We start from the raw sequence: 24,802 nt of genomic DNA, 5'->3' as shown, positions 1-24,802 counted from the left end.
CTGTTTTTACAATATTTTTTTATTTTTTTCTCATAACTTTTGAAACTTCTGCAACTATAAAAGGTAAAAATGCTAGTGGAATTGCAACCGCTAACTCTTTTATTCCTAAAGAAACAGTATCAAAGTATGGTTGTAAGAAAGGTACATATACAACTACTAACATCATAAAGAAAGATAAAGTTGTTCCATAAACTAATGTTTTATTTGAAAATACTCCAATATGGAGTAAGGTAAATCTACTACTTCTAACAGAGTAACTTCTTAAAAGCTCTGCTGTTATAAGTGTGAAAAATGCAACTGTTCTTGCTCCTTCAATATGATTAGGATAATGATACATTCCATAAAAATACGCTACAAGTGTTGCTGTAGTAATTGCCAATGACTGAGAAATTATACTATAAATCATTTCCTTATCTAAAATTGGTTCATTTGGATTTCTAGGAGAAACATGCATAATATCTTCATCACCTTTTTCAACTCCAAGTGCAAGTGCCGGAAAACTATCTGTAACTAAATTCAACCAAAGCAATTGAATTGGAACAAAAGGCACCGGTATGTTTAATAATATTGAAATTAAAACTATTAATATTTCTCCAACATTACAAGATAACAAGAAAGATACAAATTTTTTAATATTTGAATAAATTATACGTCCTTCATGAACTGCTGAAACTATTGTTGCAAAATTATCATCTGTTAAAATTACATCTGAAGTATTTTTTGCAACATCTGTTCCGGTAATTCCCATTGAAACGCCAATATCTGCTCTCTTAATTGCAGGCGCATCATTTACTCCATCTCCTGTCATTGCAACAATATGTCCATTTTTCTTTAAGGCACTAACTATTTGTACTTTGTTTTCAGGACTTACTCTTGCAAAAACTCTTGTAGTTTTAACAACTTCACAAATTTCTTCTTCAGTCATCTTATTAAGTTCACGACCCATAATTGCTTTTGAATGTTCATCTAAAATTCCTAAATCTTTCGCAATGGCTACTGCGGTTTCAAGATAATCTCCTGTTATCATTATTGGAATTATTCCGGCATTTCTACATTCCTTAATTGCTTCTTTTGCTTCAGGTCTTGCGGGGTCAATCATTCCCATCAATCCAACAAAAATCATATCCTTTTCAATATTTTCTGAAGTTCTGTCTCCAGGTAATGAATCAAATTTTCTATAAGCAAAAGCTAACACACGAAGAGCTTGTTTAGCAAATTGACTATTTTGTAAAAGAACTTTATCTTTCAACTCAGAAGTAAACTCTTCTTCTTTTCCATTTATTAGAACATATTTACAATTACCTATTACAATATCCGGAGCTCCTTTTGTAGCAGAAATGATATTTGATGAAAATACATTTTCATTAAAAGTTGTCATCATCTTTCTAGTAGAATCAAAAGGTATTTCAGCAATTCTTTTATGTTTATTACTTAAATCATCTTTTGAAATAGCAACTTTTTCAGAAAGAGTAAGCAATGCTCCTTCCGTAGGATCTCCTACAATTTTATACATATTTTCATCTTTAATAAGTTTTGCATCATTAACAAGAGTTGAAATTTTAGAAATTGAAATAAAATCATCTATTTCTTTAGCATAAACTTTTTCTCCGTCTAAAAGCACATCTCCAACAGGTTCATAACCAGTTCCTTCTACATCATAAACTAAATTATTTACGAAAACTTTTTTTACAGTCATTTCATTTTGAGTAAGAGTTCCTGTTTTATCTGAACAAATTACTGTTGTAGTTCCTAATGTTTCAACTGCTAAAAGTTTCTTTACTATTGCATTCTTTTTAACCATCTTTGTCATACCAAGTGATAACACTATCGTAACTATTGCCGGTAATCCTTCAGGAACCGCTGCAACAGCAAGTGAAATAGCAGTTAAAAGCATAAGTAAGAATTTCTGTCTATATAGAAGTCCAACTATAAAAACTACAACACAAACTCCTATTGTTATCAGTCCAAGAGATTTTGAAAGACCAGCTAGCTTCTTTTGTAGTGGAGTGTCTTCATCTTCAAAAGAATCAAGAGTTGTTGCAATTTTACCAATTTCAGTATTTTCTCCAGTAGAAACTACTACTCCTTTTCCTCTACCATAAGACACAATAGTTGATGAATAAGCCATATTTTCTCTATCACCAATCTCAATTTCTCCATCATAAACTTTATCTGCAAATTTTTCAACAGGTACAGATTCCCCAGTTAAAGAAGCTTCATCAATCTTTAAAATAAAACTTTTAATTAATCTTAAATCTGCTGGAATAATATCACCTGTTTCAAGCTCTACAATATCTCCAACCACAATTTCTGGAGAAGGAATATGCAATAACTTTCCATCTCTATAAACTTTAGCCATAGGACTTGCCATTTTTTGCAAGGCTTCTATTGCCTTTTCAGCTTTTCCTTCTTGATTAAGCGAAAGAATTGCATTCACAATTACAATTGCAATAATTATAAAAGCATCAGTTATTTCTCCAACAACAGCAGACATAATACAAGCTCCAATTAGAATTAAAATCATCGGATCTTTGAATTGGTCAATAATTTTTGAAAGAAGTGATTTTTTATTCTTCTGTTTTAATTCGTTTCTTCCATTTTTCTCTAAAAGCTCTATAGCTTTCTTGCTTGAAAGACCATTTTCCGCATCACTTCCAAGCTCATTGATACATTCATTAACACTTTTGTTGTACCAAAACATAAATTTTCCTCCTTGAATTAAGGCTTTTTTACATAAAAAAAACCTTGTTTAATAAAATTAAACAAAGGTCTTGCTTCCTATTGAAATAGTTAGGTGTTTAGCCGGGATAAACCGTATTGACGACCAAACAAAATTAGCTACTCCCCTTTATTGAATACATTATACTAAATTTTAAAAATTTTTTCAAGTAAAATAAATTAAATTTAAAAACTTAAAACGAAAAAGGTGTTTTAAAAAATTTTAAAACACCTAAAATCTATTTTTTTACAATTCTAACAGCAGTACCAGAACAGGTAACCATCATCATGCTATTCGATGCCCCAAGCATCTCATAATCCATCTTAAGTCCAACGACAGCATTTGCTCCAATTTCTGTCGCTCTTTCTACAATTTCATCTACGCTCTCTTCTCTCGCTTCCATCAATTCTTCTTCATAAGAAGACGAACGTCCTCCAAAAATATCTCTAAGTCCCGCCTTAAAATCTTTTACAAAATTTACTCCTGTAATTACTTCGCCAAAAACAACTCCTTTATATTCAACAATTTCATATCCTTCAATACTATTTGTAGTTGTAATTATCACAAACATCTCTCCTTTTTTATGATATTAACATATTTTATAAATATTATCAAGATATTCTATTATCTTAAGAATAAAAAATATATTTACTTAGTTTTGACTTTTACTTTTTCCAATACAATATTGCCTTTTTTAACATCTAAAAATAGTTTTTCATCACTGAGAATTTGATTCTTTAAAATCTCATCTGCAATTTTATTTTCAAGTTCAGATTTTATAATTCTTTCAAGAGGTCTTGCTCCATAAGACTTATCATATCCCATATCGGATAATTTTTTAATAATCTTATTACTATATCCAACATTTAGACCAATATTTTTAAGTCTTTTTTTCAATTTTTCAAGTAAAAGCTCTGTAATCTTAAATATATCTTTTTCGTCAAGTCTTGAAAATACTATTATATCATCTACTCTGTTTAAAAATTCAGGTTTGAACATAATCTTAAGTTCAGAATTTACAATATCTTTAATCCTATCATATTCTTTTTCTACTTCATCCTTTTTTGAATAAAAACCTAAAGTGTTTTTCTTTTCAATTGCAGATGCTCCTACATTTGAAGTCATAATGATTACTGTGTTTTTAAAATTTATGGTTTTTCCTTGTGAATCCGTAAGTCTTCCATCATCAAGAATTTGAAGTAACATATTAAATACATCCAGATGAGCTTTTTCAATTTCATCAAACAATACAACACTATATGGTCTTCTTCTAACTGCTTCAGTTAAATATCCACCTTCTCCATATCCGACATATCCGGGAGGAGAGCCTACAAGTTTGGAAACAGTATGTTTTTCCATATACTCACTCATATCTATCCTAATCATATTTTCTTCAGATTCAAATAAAAGATTTGCCAAAGATTTTGCAAGATATGTTTTACCAACTCCTGTTGCTCCGACGAAAATAAAACTACCTATAGGCTTACTACCCAAAGATACTCCTGCTCTAGATCTTTTTATCGCACTTGTAACTCTGTCAATTGCTGTTCCTTGACCAATAACAATATTTTTTAAATTATCTGAAAGGGACAAATATTTTTGACTTTCCTCAACAGTTAATTTGTTAACCGGAACCTTACTCCAATCTGAAACAACTTTTGCAATATCATCATATTTTAAAGTTAAATTCTCATTATTTTTTTTGTCTTTTTTTATCTCTTTAAGCTTTTTAATCTCTTCTAAATTTTGTTCATATCTATTTTTATATTCCTGAGCTTTTAAAAATTCCCGATTTGCAACAAAATTCTTTATATCAGCTTTTAATTTAGAATTTTCATCTTTCAAAAAAATTATATCATCCGGATTTAAATATGATTTTATTCTTAGCATAGATCCGGCTTCATCTATCAAATCAATAGCTTTATCCGGCAAAAATCTATCTGTCAAATATCTATTAGATAATTCTACAGCTGCTTTTATAGCTTCATCTGTTATTACTATCCCGTGATGTTTTTCGTATTTTTCTCTTAGACCCAATAATATATTTATAGTCTGACTAACTGTTGGCTCAGAAACTTCTATAGGTTGTAATCTTCTTTCAAGTGCAGAATCTTTTTCAATATATTTTCTATATTCATCAGTAGTTGTGGCACCAATTAATTGAACTTCTCCTCTAGCTAAAAATGGTTTTAAAATATTTGCCGCATCAATGGAACCTTCACTACCTCCAGTTCCAACTATATTATGAAATTCATCTATGAATACAATTACATTTTTATTTTTCATAATTTCATCTAAAGTATCCTTTACTCTTTTTTCAAAATCTCCACGATACTTACTTCCTGCAAGCATAGCCGGTAAATCTAGGCTATAAATAGTTTTATTTTCTAAAAATTCGGGAACTTTCCCCTCTACAATCCTAAGAGCAAGACCTTCTACAATGGCAGTTTTTCCAACTCCTGCCTCTCCAATTAAAATTGGATTATTTTTTGTTCTTCTGAGTAAAATTTGTAAAATTCTATCTATTTCTTTATCTCTACCTATTACTTGATCTATCTTTCCGTTTTTTGCTCTTTCATTCAAATTTACAGTGTATTTTTCTAGGGTTTCTGTTGTTACTTCCCCTGTAATATCCGAATCATTTTCAAAATGTATCTTTTCTTTTATATCTGCTAAAATACTTTCAGGACTGACATTAGTTTCAATAAGCATTTTATATGCTAACCCTACTTTTAATTCCATTAAAGAAATCAAAAGATGACAAGGTAAAACTTGAATATTATCTGAATTCATTGCAATATCCATAGCATTATCTACAACTTTCTTTGCGTTTTTAGATAACTTACTAGCAACATTAGAAAAGTTTCCAAAACCTCTCTTATCTATTAGATAACTTTTTAAAGAATTATAATTTGCACCTGCTGAAATAAGACTTTCAGTTTCTCTACTGTTTATTTTTAAAAAAGCTAGTAAAATATGTTCAGTTCCAATATAATCATCCTTCAGATAAAAGGCTTCATTTACTGCATATCGGATAAACTCATCAACGCTTCTAATTACATTTTCATACATAAAACTACCCCCTATATTAATTTAAAAATTACATTTAAAAGTTCTTTATCTCTCTCTTTTTCATTTAAAAAAGTTGAACTTCTAACAGTCATAAGACATTCATACAACACCTTTATATCATAATTAACTATAAGTTCCAAACTTTGTAATAATATACAAAGTGAAATAAATTTACTAATCATATATGGACTTATATTTTCTCTATTTTTCAAAATTTTCTTATATCTTTCAAATTTTTCTCTATAGTAATCAGTTTTTATACCTAAAAGTTTTCTACGATTATCTATTTCCAAATTAACAATTTCTGTAATATATTTGTCCATTTTTCTAATAGCAGAAAATTCTTCTGCATTGTGATTACAAAATTCTGCTATATAAAAATCCTCACAAAGACCTATTTTGGATAAAGAATAAAAGTTAATTCCTAATTTTTTCATTTTATTTTCTAAAAATTCAGTCATTTTATAATATTTTAATGACGGGATATGTAAAACTCCAATCATTTTTAATCCATTCCCAACTAAATTCACATCTTTAAAAACATAGCCGAAATTTGTATTAAATGAGAATTTCAGTTTCTCATCTAAATCTGACTCCAGCCCATAAGCAAAATGTCCACATCTAAAAAAATTAACTCCCGGAAGTTTCCCTGTCAACCTAAGATGTTCCCCAATGTTTATATTCATAAAAACAAACTTATCATCTCTTGAAGCTATATATGAATTTTCTCTAAAAATATCATTTGAATACAAAAATATCCCTTTATTATAATATTTTAATATTTGTTTTTTTGTATTTACCTTTTCAAATGTAAACCTATCACTGTAATACAATTTATAGAATTGAGAACAAATTTTATTATATAAATTAATTTCATCTTCAAAAGTTAACATACAATTAAATTTGAATCCCTTTATATTTCTATAAACATCAACTTGACTTGAAAGAGAAACATACTTTTCAGAAATTTTTCCTAAGAAACTACTCATTTATTCTCCTCCTAAATTTCAGATTTTTCTTTTTTAAATCTTCAATAGCATTTTTTAAAATATCACATTTTAAAAATTCTTCCCTCTCTATACTATGCTCCAGCTCTCTTTCTAAATCTGAAATTTTTATTTCGTTTTCAAAAAATTCCTTAGCATATTCAGGTTTTTTGCCTCTATATTTTCTAAAATCATTGCATAATAGTCTTTTGATAAAATTTGAATAAATGAGTGTAGGTTTCAATTTCTTGTTTTCTATAAGTTTATAAATTGTCTCAAAACAACAAGGACAAACAAGTAAATTTGTATGAACAATATCCTTTACAGAAGTTTTACACTTTTTACACTTAATATTTGAATTAGAAATTTGACCTTTAAAGTTACAAAACAGTTCATCTTTTTCATAAGATTTTAATGAATTGAATAAATTATCATATTCAATATCTGTAATTTCTTTTTCATAACTAATCGTTGCAATTCTCTTACTCATTTTCCCTCCCGAAAGAATACAAAATATTAAGCAAAATATTAGCTCTTAACTTATCTCTAACTTTATTATCTACACAAAGAGAATTATCGCTTATAGCGTGTAAAATAATAAATCTTTCTCTTTTTGTGATATATCCCAATTCAAAGATTCTATCTATAATTCTTCGACCTTCATTAAAAGTTATATTATTTTGTTCTAAATACTCAATAACTGAATTTAAAAATACATCTTCATTTGAAAGAGTTGAAATTCTTATATAACCACTCCCTCCTCGACGACTTTCAATATAATATCCTTTTGTTGAAGAAAATCTTGTTGTCAAAACATAATTTATTTGAGAAGGAGCACAAGAAAATCTACTTGCTAAATCATTTCTACCTATCTCAATAATCCCATTCTCCGAATTATCTAACATTTCTTTCAAAAATTTTTCTATAATATCACTGATACCTGCCAAAAGAACACCTCCTGACCTACTTTGACTTTTATTATATTATACCCAACGAATGAGATTATTTTACTTTTGAAAAATTTTTTTATAATTTAAAGATTGTTAACATAAACAAAAAAGTTGATTAAAATGTTTAAATTTCTCTCAACTTCAACTCTTAAATTAATATGATTTAAATTTAATATAATTTTTTATCCCACAGCAGTCATTATCTTTCCAATATAATATATTCCGTAAACTAATGCTCCAATAAACAATAACCTGAACAAGGAAAACAAAGTAATAAAAAAGTATTTCCTTTTTTCTTTTGTATCTCTTCGAAAACTTAAAATAAAAGCTATAAACTTAAGTATAATGCTTATTATAAATAGAATTAACCCATATCTAAAAATAATTCCAATCATAAAGAATCCTATTTCAGAACTTCCCATTCCAAGCGCAAAACCAATAACAAAACATAATACTAAAAAAATATCTAAAGCTACTGATCCCCAAAGTAAAATTCTCATTAATTTTTCTCTATCATTTATAAAATCTTTCATAAATTCAATCTTTTTATTTTCCATAATTATCCCCAAAATATTATTATAAAATCGCATTGATTATATCATATATATTAGTTAGAATCAATTTTTGAATCTTTTTTAATTTCACAAAAAACAACGGACTTCGTAGTCCGTTGCTATTTGTATCCAGTACTATAATTTTACTTTTTTATTAAAAATTTCTAAAAATATATCTAACTGAATTCTTCACATTATCTATAAATTTTGCAAATCCTTTAGTTTTTTTAGTTGGAAATTCCTTTCCATATAAAATTTCATAAGCTTTTAATGCTTTATTCACTTTATTTACATAATTTTTAGTTTCTGCTGAAGGAATATTGTAAAGACTAACTCCATCATTTGAATATTTTGAATCTTTTAGCCAAGTATTTACATTTCCTATTCCACCATTATATGCTGCATAAACTGTATCCATATTGCTAAAATTTTGCATTAAATATTTTAAATAATATGTTCCAAATTTTACATTCGTTTCGGGATCGTTTAAGTCAACAGAATTTACATTAACATTTAACAACTTTGCAACATGTTTAGCAGTATCCGGTAAAACTTGCATTAAACCTTTAGCATTAACTTTACTTACTGCATCACTTTTGAAATTACTTTCAACCCTCATAATAGCTAAAACTACCTTCGGATCTACTCCATACTCATTAGAATATTTTTGAATTTCTTCAATATAATTTATAGGATAATTTTTCCCACCGTAATATACGGCTCCCAAAAATAATGCCTTACATATAATTAATACTGTTATTATTGTTATTAATATTTTTTTCCACATTTTCATCTTTTTTTTCTTTTTTTTGCCTTTGTCTTTTTTTGTATCTTCTACTACTTCTTCTTCAAAAAACTCTTCATTAGAATTATTAATACCGTTTTTAGCAGAATTAGTAGAATCTAATTTTTCTTCACGCAAAAGACTTAAATCTGTTAATTTAGTCTTTTCCATATTTAATGAATTCTGACTTTCCAAATTTTTTAAATCAACATTTTCAGTACTTTGTTCATTTGCGAATACTGACTTCATAAAGCCATCCAAATTTTCATTATTGTTTAAGTTTTCTTTCTCTAAAGGATGATCATTAAAAACTTCCTCAGCCGTATTCATCGCTTTTAATTCATCTTCAGTTAATTTTCTAACTACATCTGCATCTTCAGTTTTGTCTTCGACAATTGCTTTGTCTTCTTCAGCTTCTTCTTTACTCTTCTTCAACTTTCCAAAAAATCCAACTTTTTTTCCTTCATTTATACAACTGTTTTTAAAAAATAAATCAAGTTTATCTTTTAATTCCTCAAAATCACCATTATTTTCGACAGATAAAATATCATAATTTTCGTTTTCAAACTCTGATTGAATTTCCATAATTCTACGAGCAATTTCTTCTGTAATGCCCTTTCTCTCCATTAGCCTTTTAAATCTAACTTCATCATTTGCAGTTACATTCCATATTTCATCAACATCAATTAATTTTTCTAATCTGTCTATTGATTCGTTTAAAAGAGGAATTTGTAAAAACACAACTTCTGCATCAGAATTTTTAGCAAGATTGACCATATTCTTCAAAATAACAGGATGAGTCAAAGAATTAAGCTTTTCTCTATTTTCATCATTCAAAAATACAATTTTTCTTAATTTTGACTTTGAAATATTGCCTTTTTCATTTAGAATACTGTCTCCAAACTCATTTACTAAAACTTTATAAAGTTCAGCACCTCTTTTATATAATTCTTTAATTTGATCATCTGCATCTAAAACTAAATAATTTTCGTTCCTCTCTTTAATCAGCTCGGCTAGACTGCTCTTACCACTGGCAATTTGTCCTGTGATAACAATAAATTTTTTATTTCGACTCATACCAATTTCTCCCCTCACAAATATCGACTTTCAACGGTAAATCCAATTTATATACATTTTCCATAGAATTTTTTAAAATCTTCTTAACAGTTTCTTTTTCACTTTCTTCGCATTCTACTATAAGCTCATCGTGAATTTGCAAAATCAACTTCGCATTAACTTTTTCAATTTTCAGTCTTTCATAAACTTTAATCATAGCAAGTTTTATGATATCAGCTGCACTGCCTTGTATTGGAGTATTCAAAGCAATCCTCTCTCCAAAACTTCTAATATTAAAATTTTTGGAGTTAATTTCCGGAATATATCTCTTTCTATCCAAAATCGTTGTTACAAAACCATCTTTCTTAGCTTTATTAACTATTTCTTCCATATAACTTTTTATACTAGGATAAGTATTCAAATATCCATCAATATACTGCATTGCTTCATTTCTGGTAATATTCAAATCCTTTGAAAGACCATAATCACTTATCCCATAAACTATTCCAAAATTTACAGCTTTTGCACTTCGTCTTTGATTATCAGTAACTTCATTAATCGGCACGCCAAAAACTTCACTTGCAGTTTTATAATGTATATCCAAATCATTTTTAAAAGAATCAATCATAACCGAATCCTTAGATAAATGAGCTAAAACTCTAAGTTCAATTTGTGAATAATCCGCATCAATAAAAACTTTGTTTTTATCTGCTACGAATACTTTTCTAATATTTTTTCCTTCTTCACTCCTTATTGGAATATTTTGTAAATTAGGATCTACTGAACTAAGTCTTCCTGTGGCGGTAATCATCTGTTTAAATGACGTTCTGACTCTGCCATCATCCATAATATATTCCAATATACCATCTAGATAAGTTGAAATTAATTTATTCAAAGACCTATATTTTAAGATATAATCTGCAATTCCATGCTTTTTAGATAATTTTTCCAAAACTTCAACATCTGTTGAATATCCTGTTTTTGTCTTTTTTACTACAGGTAATCCTATTTTTTCAAATAAAATTACACCAAGCTGTTTTGGAGAATTCAAATTAAAAACTTCTCCTGCAAGTTCATAAACTTTTTGTTCATACAAATATGCAAGTTTTGAATATTCCTCATTTAACTCAATAATCTTATTTCTATCTACTAAAACTCCTGTTTTTTCCATATCTGCAAGAACCTTAACAAGAGGTTTTTCAACATTTTCATATAATGAAATCAGATTATTTTCTTTAGCTTTTTCTATAAAAATATCATATAAAGCTGAAATTGCAAATACATTTTGTGAAATAAATTTAAAAATAATGTCCTCTTCCAATTCAAAAAAAGTCTTCTTATTTTTACCTTTTCCAAGCATTTCTTTTAAATCTAAAATTTCTAGATTTAAAAATTCATTACTAACTTTTAGAATATCATAATTTCCTTTATTAGAGTCAATTAAATATTCTAAAATCATTACATCTTCATAATTTTTAAATTCTAAATTGTTTTTTAATGCAAAAAACAATTCTTCCTTTATATCATAACCAATTATCTTTATATCTAAATTACAAAACTTTTCAAAATCTGATAGCTTAAAATCTTTACAAATATAAGCTTTCTTATTAAAATTCGAATAAATTCCGATATAAAATTTCTTCCTATAGATATACCCTTTATCAGAGAAAAATTTAATTGATATCTCATCATCATTTTTTATCTTTTCAAAAATTTCTGAAAAATTAATTACTTCAAAATCAATATTTTGATTTGATTTTACTGTACTTTCTTTTTTTATATCTTTAAAATGCTTATTTATAATACTATTAAATTCTAATTTTTCTAACTTTTTAAGATATTCATTATAATTTACATCTTTAATTTCAAAATCTTCAATATTTCTCTCAATAGGAACTCTCAAAAAAATCTCTCCAAGATATCTACTTAAATAAGCCTTATCTTTTTCATTAACAAGATTTTCCTTTAATTTTCCTTTAAGATTATCTATATTTTCATATAAGTTTTCAAGATTACCATATTCTTGAATTAATTTTAATGCAGTTTTTTCTCCAACTCCCTTAACTCCGGGTATATTATCGGAGCTATCTCCCTGAAGAGCTTTAACATCAATCAGTTGTTTAGGAGAAAGATCATATTCCTCTAAAATTGATTCTGTATTCATAAGTTTAATTTCACTAATACCCTTTTTTGTCAAATAAACAAGAATATTATCATCAACTAATTGTAAATAATCTCTATCTCCCGTAAAAATATCTACTTCAAAGCCTTCTTTTTGAGCAAGTTTTGCAATTGTTCCTATAATATCATCTGCTTCATATTCATCAAGCTCCAAATAATTTACATTCATAGAAGATAGTAAATCTTTTAAAATTCCAAACTGATAAGTTATTTCATTAGGAGCATTATCACGAGTTCCCTTATAATCTGCAAACTCATTATGTCTAAAAGTTTTTGAACCCTTATCAAAAGCTACAAAAATATGAGTAGGATTTATTAATTCCAATGCTTTGTAGTACATATTTAAAAAACCATACACTCCATTTACAAAAACTCCATCTTTAGTTGTTAAATTTCTTATCGCATAAAAAGCCCTAAAAATAAGACTTGAACCGTCGATTAAAAGTATTTTTTTCATTTTATTCTCCAAAATATATTTTATCACAAAAACCATTAAATTAATTCTTTTTATCTGTTAATGTTATTATGCTGAATTTATCATAGTTTTACCATACGGCGTAAAACTATATTAATTATAGCATATTTCCCTTACTATAACTCATTGTTATTATGCTGAAATTATTATAGTTTTACCATACGGCGTAAAACTACATTAATTATAACATAAAGTTAAGCATTTTAAAAATATTATTAATATATATTGACAAATATTTTTTAAAACAGTATAATGATGTTGTAAGAAAGTATATTTAATAACTTAATTGCTGAATAAACGCGTAATATTAATTTTAAAAGGTATAACAACGGAGGTTAATATGAAAAAATTTTTAATAGTTTGTACATTGATTTTATCAATGGGATTAGGATTCAATATAGTAACGGCAAGTGAACATTTTGAACCTACACACAGCAATACTAAATCAGGTAAAGAATATGGGATTAAAGAAGAATATAGAGTTAGAAAACTAGAAAATGGAAAATTAGAAATTGAATTTAAAAAAGGTTTTTTTACAATTGTAGATAAAGATGAAATTTCTATGATTTGTGATTTAGATTGTGATGAATATGCTGAAATACCTGATGACACAGATGAAGTTTATAATGAATATAATAATAGCGCAGTAACAAGATTTAAAACTTTAAAAGTATCTGGTATTTCACCAAACTTCCCATATAGTAGATATTATGATGAATATAACGATGATTTTGAAGCATGGTATGGTGGTACTTTAGTTTTAGATAACGTAGTATGTAAAAATTCAAAAACTTATGTTGCTACCTACAAAGAAATAATGTATTTGCTGTTTAAGTAAATATATATATTAATGGGAAGTTTTTTCCCATTTTTTAATTTTCATAAAAAATTTGGCATATATATATTTTTTATGTTATAATTACAGTGATTATATTATTTTGAATGGAGTTATTATGTTTAAATTTGATTTTAATGATAAAAAATACAAAAATATACATTTCATCGGTATTGGTGGAATTAGTATGAGTGGAATTGCTAAACTACTTTTAAAAAAAGGATATAGTATTTCTGGAAGTGACAGAAATACTTCTAAAGAAATTCAAATATTAGAACAAAATGGTGCAAAAATATTTATAGGTCAAAAAAAGGAAAATATTGAAAATCCTGATTTAATTGTATATACAGATGCAATTTTACCGGATAATGAAGAGTTAATTAAAGCAAAATCAATTGGAGTTCCTTGCGTAACAAGAGGACAATTTTTAGGTGCCTTAATGAGAAATTATACCCATTCCATTGCAATTTCCGGTTCACACGGAAAGAGTACAACAACGAGTATGATCTCAAAAATTTTAATTAATTCTCCATTTGACCCATCAATTTTAATTGGTGGAAATTTAGATGAAATTGATGGAAATGTTTTGTGTGGAAATGAAGATTATCTTGTAACTGAAGCATGTGAATTTAAGGCTAATATTCTTCACTATTATCCTAGTATGGCTATTATTTTAAATATAGATGAAGATCATTTAGATTTCTATAAAAACTTGGATCATATTGTAGATACATTTATAGGATATATGAAAAACTTGGATGAAAATTCAAAAGCTATAATAAATATTGACGACCCTAACTGTCTTCCCCTATTAGAACATATCAAAGGAGAAACTATTACATTTGGTATAAATAATGAAAATGCTACTTATAACATTACAAATATAAGTTTTGATAAAGTCGGACATCCTTGTTTTGATATTGAAAATGAAAAATTCGGAAAACATCATTTTTGTTTAAATATAATAGGAAGACATAATATTTACAATGCAGCTGCTGCGATTATAGCAACTTATGAAACAGGAATAGATGTTGAATATATTAAGAATGCTATTTCAAAATATAAAAATTTACACAGAAGAATGGAAGTTTATGGAGTAATCGGTAATGGTAAAAAAGCTACTATTCTTACCGATTATGGTCATCACCCAAAAGAAATAAAAAGCTGTTTAAGTTCTATTGCAGAACATAAAGAAGGCAGACTTGTGTGTATTTTCCAGCCACATACTTATTCAAGAACAAAAGCTTTATTAAATGACTTTGCAAAATGTTTTGATGATTGTGATGAAGTTATTGTTACTGAGATTTATGCTGCAAGAGAAAAATTCGATCCTACTATTCATTCAATAGATTTAGTTGAAAAACTAAATAAAAACGGAGTAAATGCTATATACCTAAAAACATTTGAAGAAGCAAGAGATTATATATTTGAAACATTTAAAGATAAAGATACTATAATTACAACAGGATGTGGAAATCCACATGAACTTGCAAGAATGATTGTAGAAGACTATAAATAATTAAAAGAAAGAGACAGAAAATATAAAATTTTCTGTCTCTTTTTTATCTTGGTAAAAAACCAACTTTTTTATAAACTTTTCTAAGTGTTTTAGTTGCATAATAGGATGCTTTATCTGCTCCTTCTTTCATAACTTTTTCAAGATATGCCTTATCTGAAATAAATTCTTTGTAGTTATCTCTTAGCGGTCTTAAACTATCTGCAATTAATTGTCCTAAATCTTCTTTAAACACCGAATAATTTTCAGTTTTATATTTTGCCACAATTTCATCACTTGTTTTTCCACTAAAAGCAATATACATATTTATTAAGTTTTTTAGTCCTTTTTGTTCATCATTATAATCGAAATTTCCAAGACTATCAGTTACAGATTTTTTAATTTTTCTCTTGATAGTTTCTTCATCATCAAGAAGTAATATAAATGAATTAACATCTTCATCAGATTTACTCATCTTCTTTTCAGGATTTTTAAGACTCATAATTTTACCAGTTTCTTTTCCAATTATTCCTTCAGGAACTACAAAAGTATCTGAATATCTATTGTTAAATCTTTCGGCTAAGTCTCTTGCAAGTTCTAAATGTTGTTTTTGATCAACACCAACAGGAACTAAATCTGTTTGATATAGTAAAATATCTGCAGCCATTAAAACGGGATAAGTAAATAAACCTGCATTTAGATTTTCTTCAGATTTTTGTGATTTTTCTTTAAATTGAGTCATTCTATTAAGCTGTCCCATATAACTCATACAACTTAAAACCCAAGATAATTCAGCATGTTGAGGTACATGTGACTGAACAAAAAGAGTAGATTTATCAGGTTCTAATCCTGATGCTAAAAATATAGCCATTAAGTCCAATGTTCTTTCTCTAAGTAATTTAGGTTCTTGTGGTACAGTTATAGAATGTAAATCTGCAACATTAAAAAAACATTCATATTGATCTTGTAAACTCTTAAAATTTCTTATAGAACCTAAATAATTTCCTATTGTTAGTTGACCTGAAGGCTGTAATGCACTATAAACTATTTTTCCCATATTCAAATCCTCCAATCATAAGATTTTAATAAAAAAGGTCAATCCTAATCTAATTAGAATATTGACCTATTTCTGTTATTTATTTTTCTTCTTTTTCTTTTTTAGGTTTTTCAAGTAAGGCTTTTCTTGACAATTTAATCTTTCCTTGATTGTCAATTTCTATTACTTTAACTTCAACTACATCTCCAACTTTAAATAAATCTTCGACTTTATTTAATCTTTCGTGAGTCATATTTGAGATATGAAGTAAGCCTTCCTTACCTTTAATAAGTTCAACGAATGCTCCAAAATTTGTGATTGTCGTAATTACACCACTGTAAATTTCTCCAACCTCAATTTCTTTAACAATTTCATTAATCATTTCTATTGCTCTTTCACCATTCTTTCTTGAATCAGCTGTAATTGCAATACGTCCATCATCAAAAGTATCAATTTTAACTCCTGTTTCATCAATAATCTTATTGATAACTTTTCCACCAGGTCCAATTACTTCTCTAATTTTTTCTGGTAAAATTTGCATAGTAAATATCTTTGGAGCATATTTTGACATTTCTTCACTTGGAGTTGCTATACAGTCATTCATAATTGATAAAATATGAAGTCTTGCTCTTTTAGCTTTTTCTAGTGCAGTTGCCAAAATTTCTCTACTAATACCATCAATTTTAATATCCATTTGTAAAGCAGTGATTCCATCTTTAGTACCAGCAACTTTAAAGTCCATATCTCCAAAATGATCTTCTAAACCTTGAATATCGGTTAAAATGGCAATTTTATTAGTTTTTTCATCTTTTATAAGTCCCATTGCGATACCTGCAACAGAATCTTTAATAGGAACACCTGCATCCAATAATGAAAGTGTTGAGCCACAAATACTTGCTTGTGAACTTGATCCATTTGAAGATAAAACTTCTGAAACTAATCTCATTGTATATGGAAACTCTTCCTCACTTGGTAAAACAGGAACTAAAGCTCTTTCAGCTAAAGCACCATGACCAATTTCACGTCTTCCCGGACTTCTTAAAGGTCTAACATCTCCAACGCTAAATGGTGGAAAATTGTATTGATGCATATATCTCTTATCATCTTCATCAATAACTCCATCTAAAACTTGAACTTCTCCGGGAGCTCCTAAAGTTGTTAAAGTTAAAACTTGAGTTTGTCCTCTTGTAAATAAACCTGATCCATGAGTTCTAGGTAAAAGTCCTCTTTCACAAGAAATCTTTCTAACTTCATCAAGTTCTCTGTCATCCGGTCTAATGCCGTCTTCTATTATTAATCTTCTAACTTCATCAACGATTACTGATTCTATAGCGGAATTAATTTCTCCCTTTTTATCTTCATAATCAGGTAAAAACTTTTCGAAAATTTCTTTTGTAATATTATCTAAATTTTCTTCTCTTTCCATTTTATTTGGAGTTCTAAGAGCAGAAATAATTTGCTCTTTACCAAATTCAATAATTGCATTGAATAAATCTTCATCTCTTTGTTTTATAATAACTTCAGATTTTTCTTTACCTATTTCTTCTCTAATTGTTTCGATAAAATTACAAATTGATTTAATTTCTTCATGTGCGAAAAGAATTGCATTTAAAACTTCTTCTTCACTTAAAATATCAGCACCTGCTTCAACCATCATAATAGCATCTTTTGTTCCTGATACTGTAATATTAAGTCTTGATTTTTCTCTTTGTGCAATTGTCGGGTTTATAATATATTCCCCATCAACATATCCAACATTAACAGATCCTGTAGGTCCGTTAAAAGGAATATCTGAAATTGTAAGTGCAATAGAAGAACCTATCATTGCAAGTATATCAGGTTGATTATCTTGTTCAACTGATAATGCTGTTGCAATAACTTGAACATCATTTCTATATCCTTCCGGAAAAAGTGGACGTAACGGTCTGTCTATTAGTCTGGAAGTTAATATTGATTTTTCACTTGGACGTCCTTCCCTTTTAATAAATCCACCAGGAATTTTTCCTACTGAATAAAGTTTTTCTTCAAAATCACAGCTTAATGGAAAAAAGTCAACTCCTTCTCTAGGTTCTTTAGAAGCGCAAGCATTTACTAAAACAACTGTTTCTCCACATTGTACAAGACAAGATCCATTTGCTTGTTCTGCTACTTTTCCTATTGTAACTTTAAGTTCTCTACCACTTAAGTCATATATAAATTCTCTAACCATTTAATCCTCCTATGGTCTTCTAAAAATAAAGAGCGAATAAATCGCCCTTTAATAATTATCCTCTTATTTGTAATTTACTAGTTAATTCACGGTATCTTTCGATATCAACATTACTAAGATATTTTAAAAGACCTTTTCTTTGTCCGATTAATTTGAATAAACCTCTTCTTGTAGCATGGTCTTTTTTATGTTCTTTTAAGTGTTCAGTTAAATATTTAATTCTGAAACTTAATAATGCAATTTGAACTTCCGGAGAACCTGTATCTCCTTCACTTCTTTTAAATTCATCAATAATTCTTAATTTGTCTTCTTTAGTTATCATTATAACTACCTCCTAAAATATAATTCACCGTAGCAATGTAAAGGTCGGAGTTTCCATAAACATAGCAACAGTACTTGATAAGTATAACATAAAACACAACAAAAGTAAACTATTTTTAAAAAATTTTACCGGTTATCATCGAATTTTTATGTTATCGTATATTATAAATTTACAATTATTATTAATTCTTAACTTGTTTTGCCCACTCATCTTTTAAAATTCCATACTTCATTGAATCATAAAATATATTATTATGGTATCTAACTTTTCTAATTCTTCCTTCAAGTATCATACCGATTTTTAAGCTACATTTCATCATTCCTATATTTCCGCTCCAAGTAGTCAAACCAATATGTTCTAAATTATCTTCAGTATTAAAAATTTCATCTATCCATAACGAAAGTGCCTTCGAGCCGATTCCTTTACTCCAGAAATTATCATCAAAAATTACAATTCCTATTTCAAGCCATCTAGTTTTTTCGTTTTCCCAATATTTTGAAACTATTCCTACTAGAATATCGTTAAAATAAATTCCTTTTACTCTTTCTCCCAAAAAGAATTCTATTTCGCTTGATAGAATAAATTCATCATAAGTTTTAAATTCAAAATCATCAAAATATGGAGCATCATATTCTTTCCATTTAGGTGTTTTACTTGAATATTCTATATCATATAATCGTCTTAATTCATCTCTTTGAATTCTTTTTAGTTCAATCATAAATTTCTCCTGAATTTATTCATCAGATAATTGCTTTCTAATTATATCCCAAGGCTTTACTTCAAATGGTAAAGGCATTTTTATAATTTGTTTTGCTCTTGGAGCAACATCTATTTCTTCGCCTTTATCATCATACATTTTTTCTATTTTAAAAGTTTCAAAACCATCTCTAGGTCCGAAAATTTCAACTTCATCTCCAACAAAAATTCTATTTCTCTGCTCTATAGTTGCAATTTTTGTTTCCTTATCATAGTCCAAAACAAGTCCAACAAAATCATAAGTTCTTATATATGAGCTTGAATTGTAAAGTTGATCATTTTCATCCGGCTTTTTATAGTAAAATCCCTTTGTAAAATCTCTATGACTTGCTTTTTTAATCTCAAGTAAAAGTCTTTCTGCCATTTCTTTTGTATAAGTACCATTTTTAATTGCATCAAGAGCTAATCTATAACTTCTTATAACAGTTGCAACATAGTATTGAGTCTTTACTCTTCCTTCAATTTTTAAACTATGAACTCCTGCTTTGATAACATCTTCAAGAGAATCCAACATACATAAATCTTTACTATTATATATAAAAGTTCCTTGTTCTGTTTCTTCAATAGGATAATACTCTCCTGGTCTTCTCTCTTCAACTAAATTATATTTCCATCTACAAGCATGAGCACAATCTCCCTTGTTTGCATCTCTTCCACACATATAGTTGCTCAATAAGCATCTTCCTGAATATGAAATACACATTGCACCATGGACAAAAGCTTCAATATCAACTTCAGGTACTTCCTTATGTATTAAATTAATTTCTTCTAAAGATAATTCTCTTGCCATTACAATTCGTTTAATACCTAAATCATACCAAAATTTTACAGTTCTATAATTTGTAACACTCGCCTGTGTGCTCATATGTACTTCAATATCTTTACTTACAGAACGAACAGCAGTGTATATTCCAGCATCTGCAACGATTAATGCATCTACACCTATATCAACTAGAATTCTTACATATTCTTCAAGACCTATTAAATCATCATTATGAGGAATAATATTCATTGTTATATATATTTTTTTACCTCTTTCATGAACAAAATCAGTAGCTTCTTTTAGTTGTTCAACTGTAAAATTCTTAGATGCTTTTCTTAAACCGAATGATTCACCTGCAAGATAAACTGCATCTGCCCCATAGATAATTGCCATTTTTAATTTTTCTATATCCCCTGCGGGGGCTAATAGTTCAACTTCTTTCATTAATTATTTTCTCCTTTAACTATTAAATAGGAATCCAAGAAAATCGGATTCCCATTTATATTTAGTCTATTTTTTATAACATATAGCCATACCATCGTCTATTGGTATTATAGTAGTTGAAAATTTATCACTATTCGTTATAATTTTTAAAAATTCTTTCAATCTTTTAACTATTGTATTTTTTCTTCTTATATTATTTTTCTCTTTTGCAACAAGACCTCTAAATAAAATATTATCAGAAACTAATATTCCTCCATGATTTAATCTTTCAATGGATTTCTCAAAAAAACTTATATACTGTCCCTTTGCTGCATCCATAAAAATCATATCATATTCGTCTGTAATAAAATCTAGAGCGTCATTTGCGTCGGCATATATGAGATCAATATTCTTTTCACAACCTGCTCTTTTTATAAACTCTTTAGCTTTTAAAAAATTTTCCTCATCAATCTCAATAGTTGTGATAATAGAATCAGGATAAGCTCTATTCATAATTATAGATGAATAGCCAATTGCTGTTCCAATCTCTAATATTCTTTTTGGCTTTTTTAACATTACCAAAAATTCTAAAAATCTGGCAACTTCTACCTCTATAATTGGCACTTTATTTATGCTAGCATATTCTTCCATTTCAATTAATATAGGCTCTTTACTTTGTTCTAAACTCCTGATATATTCAGAAACATAATTTGCAACTATTTCCATTATTCCGCTATTGTTTCTTCTAACATTTTTACAATATCATTCATTATAGTTGAAATCCTAACTTCAGCAGCCATAAATTCTGATATTTCAGAATTGCTCATCAAAATAGAGTTCAATTCATTTAATTGCTTTTCTTTTTCAGCAACATCTTCTCCATTTTGTTTTGCAATTTGATAATCATATAATTTCTTATGAAAATCATCTATAATTTTTTTGTTTTCAGGATTTTCATCAATCTTTTTCTTTAATTTTTTAAATTCTTTAACTTCATCACAATTTTTAAAATCATTTGAAAAAGTTAAAATACTATTATAAATATTCATAATCCCTCCTAAAGTTCTGTAATTATAGGAATAATCATTGGACCTCTTTTTATTTCATGATAGATATAAGAATTTAGATCTTTCCTTATATTATATCTCATAGTTCCAATATCTGTTATAGAATCTTCCTTACAAATATTCAAGGTGTTTTCAACAACTTTTCTCATTTCAGAAACAAGATCTAAATTTTCTTTTACGTAGATAAATCCTCTTGAAACTATTTCAGGTCCTGAAATTATTTCTTTAGTAGATTTTTCAAGAACTACCATAACGATTATAATACCATCTTCTGATAGATGTTTTCTATCTCTTAAAACTGCACTACCTACATCACCAACTCCAAGACCGTCAACCAAAATATTTCCGGATTCAACAGTGCCGGATATAAAACCTTCTTGCTTATAATTAAATTCAAAAACAGTTCCATTTCTTCCTATGAATATATTTTCTTCAGGCATCCCCATCTCGACAGCTAATTTTGCATGTCTTTTTAAATGTCTTGATTCTCCATGAACTGGAATAAAATACTTTGGTTTTACTAAAGTATGAATTAACTTTAATTCTTCCTGACAAGCATGACCTGAAACATGAACATCTGCAAGAGAAGAATGAATAACCTTAACTCCCATTTCAACAAGGCGATTTACAAGTCCAAAAAAGATTTTTTCATTTCCGGGAATTGGTGATGCTGAAATAATTACGGTATCATTTTCAGTCAATACAAGTTTTCTATGTTCACCATAAGCCATTCTGTTTAATGCGCTCATAGGCTCACCTTGGCTTCCTGTCATCAAAAGCACAATTTCCGATTCATCATATTTATTAATATCTTTTAAGTCAATAAGAGTTCCTTTTTTTATTTCTAATTTGTTGAGTTCAGTAGCAACTTTAATAACATTAACCATAGAACGTCCTGAAACTGCAACTTTTCGTTTAAATTTTTCTGCAGCTTTTATTATTTGTTGTACACGATGTAAGTTAGATGCAAACGTCGCAACAATAATTCTTCCATAAGCTTTACTAAAAAGTTCTATAAAGGTATCGCCGACGGAACTTTCACTAAGAGTATAACCGGGTCTTTCAACATTGGTACTGTCTGCACATAAGAGCATAACTCCATCCATTCCCCATTGAGCAATACGATGTAAATCCATTTTATCTCCATCAATAGGCGTATAATCAATTTTAAAATCTCCTGTAAAAATAATATTCCCGACCGGCGTTTTTATTCCGAAACTTACACTGTCAGGAATACTATGACATGCTCTTATATATTCAACAGAAAAATGCTTAGTTTTTACGGTTTCTCCTGCATTTACCAAGTGCAAATTTTCCTTACTAATATTATGTTCCTGCAGTTTACTTTCAACAAGCCCTAAAGTCAATTTAGTTCCATAAACCGGTACATTTATTTTTTTTAGTATATATGGGACGGCTCCGATGTGATCTTCGTGTCCATGTGTCAAAAAAAGTGCTTTTACCCTATCAATATTTTTCATTAAATAGGTAATATCGGGAATTACAATATCTATTCCTGGCATATCATCATCCGGAAAAGTCATACCACAATCCAAAATGATAATTTCATCATCATATTCCAAAATAGACATATTTTTACCTATTTCACCAACGCCTCCTAAGGGTATCATCTTTAAAGTTTTCTTTTTATTTTTTTGCACCACAACAATACCCTACTTTTTTTCAAGATTTGAACAATCTGAACACTTTCCATAGAATTTTAAATCATGGTTTATAATTTTAAATTTGTATTTTTCTTCTATTATTTGTTCCAAAGTTTCTAAATAATCTTCTTCTACTTCAATTATCTTACCACAATCCTTACATAAAAGATGATGATGTTGATGTTTGTCATCATCTCTTATTATTTCATATCTGTATCTTTTATCATCAAAATCCAATTTATGAACTATATTCATCTTATCAAAAATAACAAGAGTACGGTAAACTGTAGCAATTCCCAAATCTTTGTCATATTTACTTGCTATTTCATGTAGTTCTTCAGGACTTAAATGATTACCTTTGTTTTCGTTTAAAACATTAAAAACAATTTCTCTTTGTTTAGTAATCTTATAGTTGTTTTCAACTAACAATTTTTTCATATCTTTTACTTCCATAACAATTCTCCTTTTCTAAATTTTTTCTTTTTCTGACTTTAACTCTTCATAAATTTCTATCGCATCGGAAAGTTCATCATCATCAATACCTTCCAGATTAATGTTTCCATCCTTATCATATATAATTTTCAAAATATACGTATTTACATCATTATTCGAATTTAAAACTGCATATTCACTATCATTCATACCAAAAGTTTCAACTAATTCAAAAATAATTTTTTTCCCATTTTCGTCAAAAGCTTCAAAACGCTCCAAAATATCACTCCTATTTTCTATCCAAATATGACTGTAAAATGTAAGTGGCAGCGACTTTATCTATCACTTTTTTTCTCTTTTTTCTACTCATATTTCCTTCAATTAAAATTCTTTCAGCGCTAACGGTTGTAAGTCTTTCATCTTGCATAACTATTTCTATATCAAAACTATTTTTAACTAAAAAATCTTTCAACTCGTCTACAAAAGATAAAACTTTTTCGCCTTGTGGTCCAATTGTATTATTCATATTCTTAGGAAGTCCAACAACAACTTTAATTATATTTTCTTTAACAATTATGTTTTTTAAAGATTCTAAATCTTTCTCAATACTTTCCCTAAAAATTGTACTATAGCCTTCCGCCATAATAAACAAAGGATCGCTAACAGCTACTCCTATAGTTCTATCGCCTACATCTAAAGCCATATATCTATTCATAAATACCTCTTTTAATTGCATTATGTAAAAGCCCGGACAATTTGCCGGGAAAAATCTAATCTTTTATATAATTTTCTAAAAATTCTTCAAGTATTTCATCTCTACTAACTTGTCTAATTAAACCTCTAGCATTATTATAGCTAGTAATATAAGTAGGATCCCCTGAAAGAATATATCCTATAATTTGGTTTTTAGGATTATATCCCTTAATTTCGAGTGCTGAATACACGATTTTTATTATTTCCTTAATACTTTTCTTATCATTTGGTATTTCAATTCTCATTGTTTCATTAAATTCGTTTGACATA

Annotated in this window: 23 protein-coding genes; 2 read left to right on the top strand and 21 right to left on the bottom strand. The window is 28.0% G+C overall.

Annotated features, from left to right (window positions below; translation table 11 throughout):
- Window positions 1-19: 19 nt before the first annotated feature.
- The 9 genes from VJI94_RS00675 to polA all read right to left on the bottom strand — a co-directional run bounded on the left by VJI94_RS00675 (window position 20) and on the right by polA (window position 12,759).
- The gene (locus VJI94_RS00675; RefSeq protein WP_324007977.1) at window positions 20-2,701 is read right to left on the bottom strand and encodes a cation-translocating P-type ATPase; all 2,682 of its coding nucleotides are present in this window, start codon (window positions 2,699-2,701) and stop codon (window positions 20-22) included.
- A 256-nt stretch (window positions 2,702-2,957) separates the two neighbouring features.
- A complete protein-coding gene (locus tag VJI94_RS00670; RefSeq protein WP_004833551.1) occupies window positions 2,958-3,290 on the bottom strand; it encodes a heavy metal-binding domain-containing protein in 333 nt (110 codons plus the stop codon).
- 77 nt (window positions 3,291-3,367) lie between these two features.
- The gene (locus VJI94_RS00665) at window positions 3,368-5,791 is read right to left on the bottom strand and encodes an ATP-dependent Clp protease ATP-binding subunit (RefSeq protein ID WP_324007976.1); all 2,424 of its coding nucleotides are present in this window, start codon (window positions 5,789-5,791) and stop codon (window positions 3,368-3,370) included.
- 11 nt (window positions 5,792-5,802) lie between these two features.
- Window positions 5,803-6,780, bottom strand: a complete 978-nt coding sequence (locus tag VJI94_RS00660) for an ATP--guanido phosphotransferase (RefSeq protein WP_324007975.1) — start codon at window positions 6,778-6,780, stop codon at window positions 5,803-5,805.
- Window positions 6,773-7,267, bottom strand: coding sequence for a hypothetical protein (locus tag VJI94_RS00655; RefSeq protein ID WP_248109454.1), 495 nt, complete (start codon window positions 7,265-7,267; stop codon window positions 6,773-6,775). Before VJI94_RS00655 ends, VJI94_RS00660 begins: the two co-directional genes overlap by 8 nt.
- Window positions 7,260-7,724, bottom strand: coding sequence for a CtsR family transcriptional regulator (locus tag VJI94_RS00650; protein WP_004833556.1), 465 nt, complete (start codon window positions 7,722-7,724; stop codon window positions 7,260-7,262). Before VJI94_RS00650 ends, VJI94_RS00655 begins: the two co-directional genes overlap by 8 nt.
- 185 nt (window positions 7,725-7,909) lie before the next feature.
- A complete protein-coding gene (locus VJI94_RS00645; protein WP_324007972.1) occupies window positions 7,910-8,284 on the bottom strand; it encodes a hypothetical protein in 375 nt (124 codons plus the stop codon).
- A 151-nt stretch (window positions 8,285-8,435) separates the two neighbouring features.
- Window positions 8,436-10,142 carry a dephospho-CoA kinase gene (gene coaE / locus VJI94_RS00640; protein ID WP_324007970.1) on the bottom strand — a complete coding sequence of 569 codons (1,707 nt, stop codon included), beginning with the start codon at window positions 10,140-10,142 and terminating at the stop codon, window positions 8,436-8,438.
- Window positions 10,129-12,759, bottom strand: a complete 2,631-nt coding sequence (gene polA, locus VJI94_RS00635) for a DNA polymerase I (protein ID WP_324007968.1) — start codon at window positions 12,757-12,759, stop codon at window positions 10,129-10,131. The genes coaE and polA overlap by 14 nt, the downstream gene beginning before the upstream one ends.
- Window positions 12,760-13,117: 358 nt before the next feature.
- Here polA and VJI94_RS00630 point away from each other — a divergent pair, with 358 nt between their 5' ends.
- Window positions 13,118-13,615 carry a hypothetical protein gene (locus VJI94_RS00630; protein WP_324007967.1) on the top strand — a complete coding sequence of 166 codons (498 nt, stop codon included), beginning with the start codon at window positions 13,118-13,120 and terminating at the stop codon, window positions 13,613-13,615.
- Between the two features lie 115 nt (window positions 13,616-13,730).
- Entirely contained in the window at window positions 13,731-15,131 is a 1,401-nt protein-coding gene (murC, locus tag VJI94_RS00625; protein ID WP_118058733.1) for a UDP-N-acetylmuramate--L-alanine ligase, read from the top strand.
- A 43-nt stretch (window positions 15,132-15,174) separates the two neighbouring features.
- Here the strand turns inward: murC and trpS are convergent, their stop codons facing one another.
- The 12 genes from trpS to VJI94_RS00565 all read right to left on the bottom strand — a co-directional run bounded on the left by trpS (window position 15,175) and on the right by VJI94_RS00565 (window position 24,801).
- Window positions 15,175-16,164, bottom strand: a complete 990-nt coding sequence (gene trpS / locus VJI94_RS00620; protein WP_269753038.1) for a tryptophan--tRNA ligase — start codon at window positions 16,162-16,164, stop codon at window positions 15,175-15,177.
- Between the two features lie 79 nt (window positions 16,165-16,243).
- Entirely contained in the window at window positions 16,244-18,352 is a 2,109-nt protein-coding gene (locus VJI94_RS00615) for a polyribonucleotide nucleotidyltransferase (protein ID WP_324007963.1), read from the bottom strand.
- 55 nt (window positions 18,353-18,407) lie between these two features.
- Complete coding sequence (gene rpsO, locus VJI94_RS00610; RefSeq protein WP_004833566.1) at window positions 18,408-18,674, bottom strand: 30S ribosomal protein S15; 267 nt, start codon at window positions 18,672-18,674, stop codon at window positions 18,408-18,410.
- A gap of 181 nt (window positions 18,675-18,855) precedes the next feature.
- Window positions 18,856-19,392 (bottom strand): GNAT family N-acetyltransferase, encoded by a 537-nt coding sequence (locus tag VJI94_RS00605; protein ID WP_150262896.1) that lies wholly within the window; start codon window positions 19,390-19,392, stop codon window positions 18,856-18,858.
- A 15-nt stretch (window positions 19,393-19,407) separates the two neighbouring features.
- Window positions 19,408-20,637, bottom strand: coding sequence for a U32 family peptidase (locus VJI94_RS00600; protein ID WP_324007961.1), 1,230 nt, complete (start codon window positions 20,635-20,637; stop codon window positions 19,408-19,410).
- Between the two features lie 66 nt (window positions 20,638-20,703).
- A complete protein-coding gene (locus tag VJI94_RS00595) occupies window positions 20,704-21,342 on the bottom strand; it encodes an O-methyltransferase (protein WP_324007959.1) in 639 nt (212 codons plus the stop codon).
- On the bottom strand, window positions 21,342-21,665 hold the full coding sequence (locus VJI94_RS00590) for a YlbF family regulator (RefSeq protein ID WP_004833572.1): 324 nt from the start codon (window positions 21,663-21,665) through the stop codon (window positions 21,342-21,344). Before VJI94_RS00590 ends, VJI94_RS00595 begins: the two co-directional genes overlap by 1 nt.
- Before the next feature lie 8 nt (window positions 21,666-21,673).
- Window positions 21,674-23,314, bottom strand: a complete 1,641-nt coding sequence (locus VJI94_RS00585) for a ribonuclease J (RefSeq protein WP_174411449.1) — start codon at window positions 23,312-23,314, stop codon at window positions 21,674-21,676.
- Window positions 23,315-23,356: 42 nt separating this feature from the next.
- Window positions 23,357-23,800, bottom strand: coding sequence for a Fur family transcriptional regulator (locus tag VJI94_RS00580; protein ID WP_004833575.1), 444 nt, complete (start codon window positions 23,798-23,800; stop codon window positions 23,357-23,359).
- A gap of 15 nt (window positions 23,801-23,815) precedes the next feature.
- The gene (locus VJI94_RS00575; RefSeq protein WP_004833576.1) at window positions 23,816-24,058 is read right to left on the bottom strand and encodes a DUF1292 domain-containing protein; all 243 of its coding nucleotides are present in this window, start codon (window positions 24,056-24,058) and stop codon (window positions 23,816-23,818) included.
- Between the two features lie 10 nt (window positions 24,059-24,068).
- Window positions 24,069-24,494 carry a Holliday junction resolvase RuvX gene (ruvX, locus tag VJI94_RS00570; protein ID WP_029948895.1) on the bottom strand — a complete coding sequence of 142 codons (426 nt, stop codon included), beginning with the start codon at window positions 24,492-24,494 and terminating at the stop codon, window positions 24,069-24,071.
- A gap of 55 nt (window positions 24,495-24,549) precedes the next feature.
- On the bottom strand, window positions 24,550-24,801 hold the full coding sequence (locus VJI94_RS00565; protein WP_004833580.1) for an IreB family regulatory phosphoprotein: 252 nt from the start codon (window positions 24,799-24,801) through the stop codon (window positions 24,550-24,552).
- Window position 24,802: the final 1 nt, after the last annotated feature.

The sequence above is a fragment of the Parvimonas sp. D9 genome (genome assembly GCF_035282565.1).
GTDB lineage: Bacteria > Bacillota > Clostridia > Tissierellales > Peptoniphilaceae > Parvimonas > Parvimonas micra.
The sequence above is the reverse complement of the archived record's forward strand: the minus strand, read 5'-3'. Positions and strand labels throughout refer to the sequence as shown.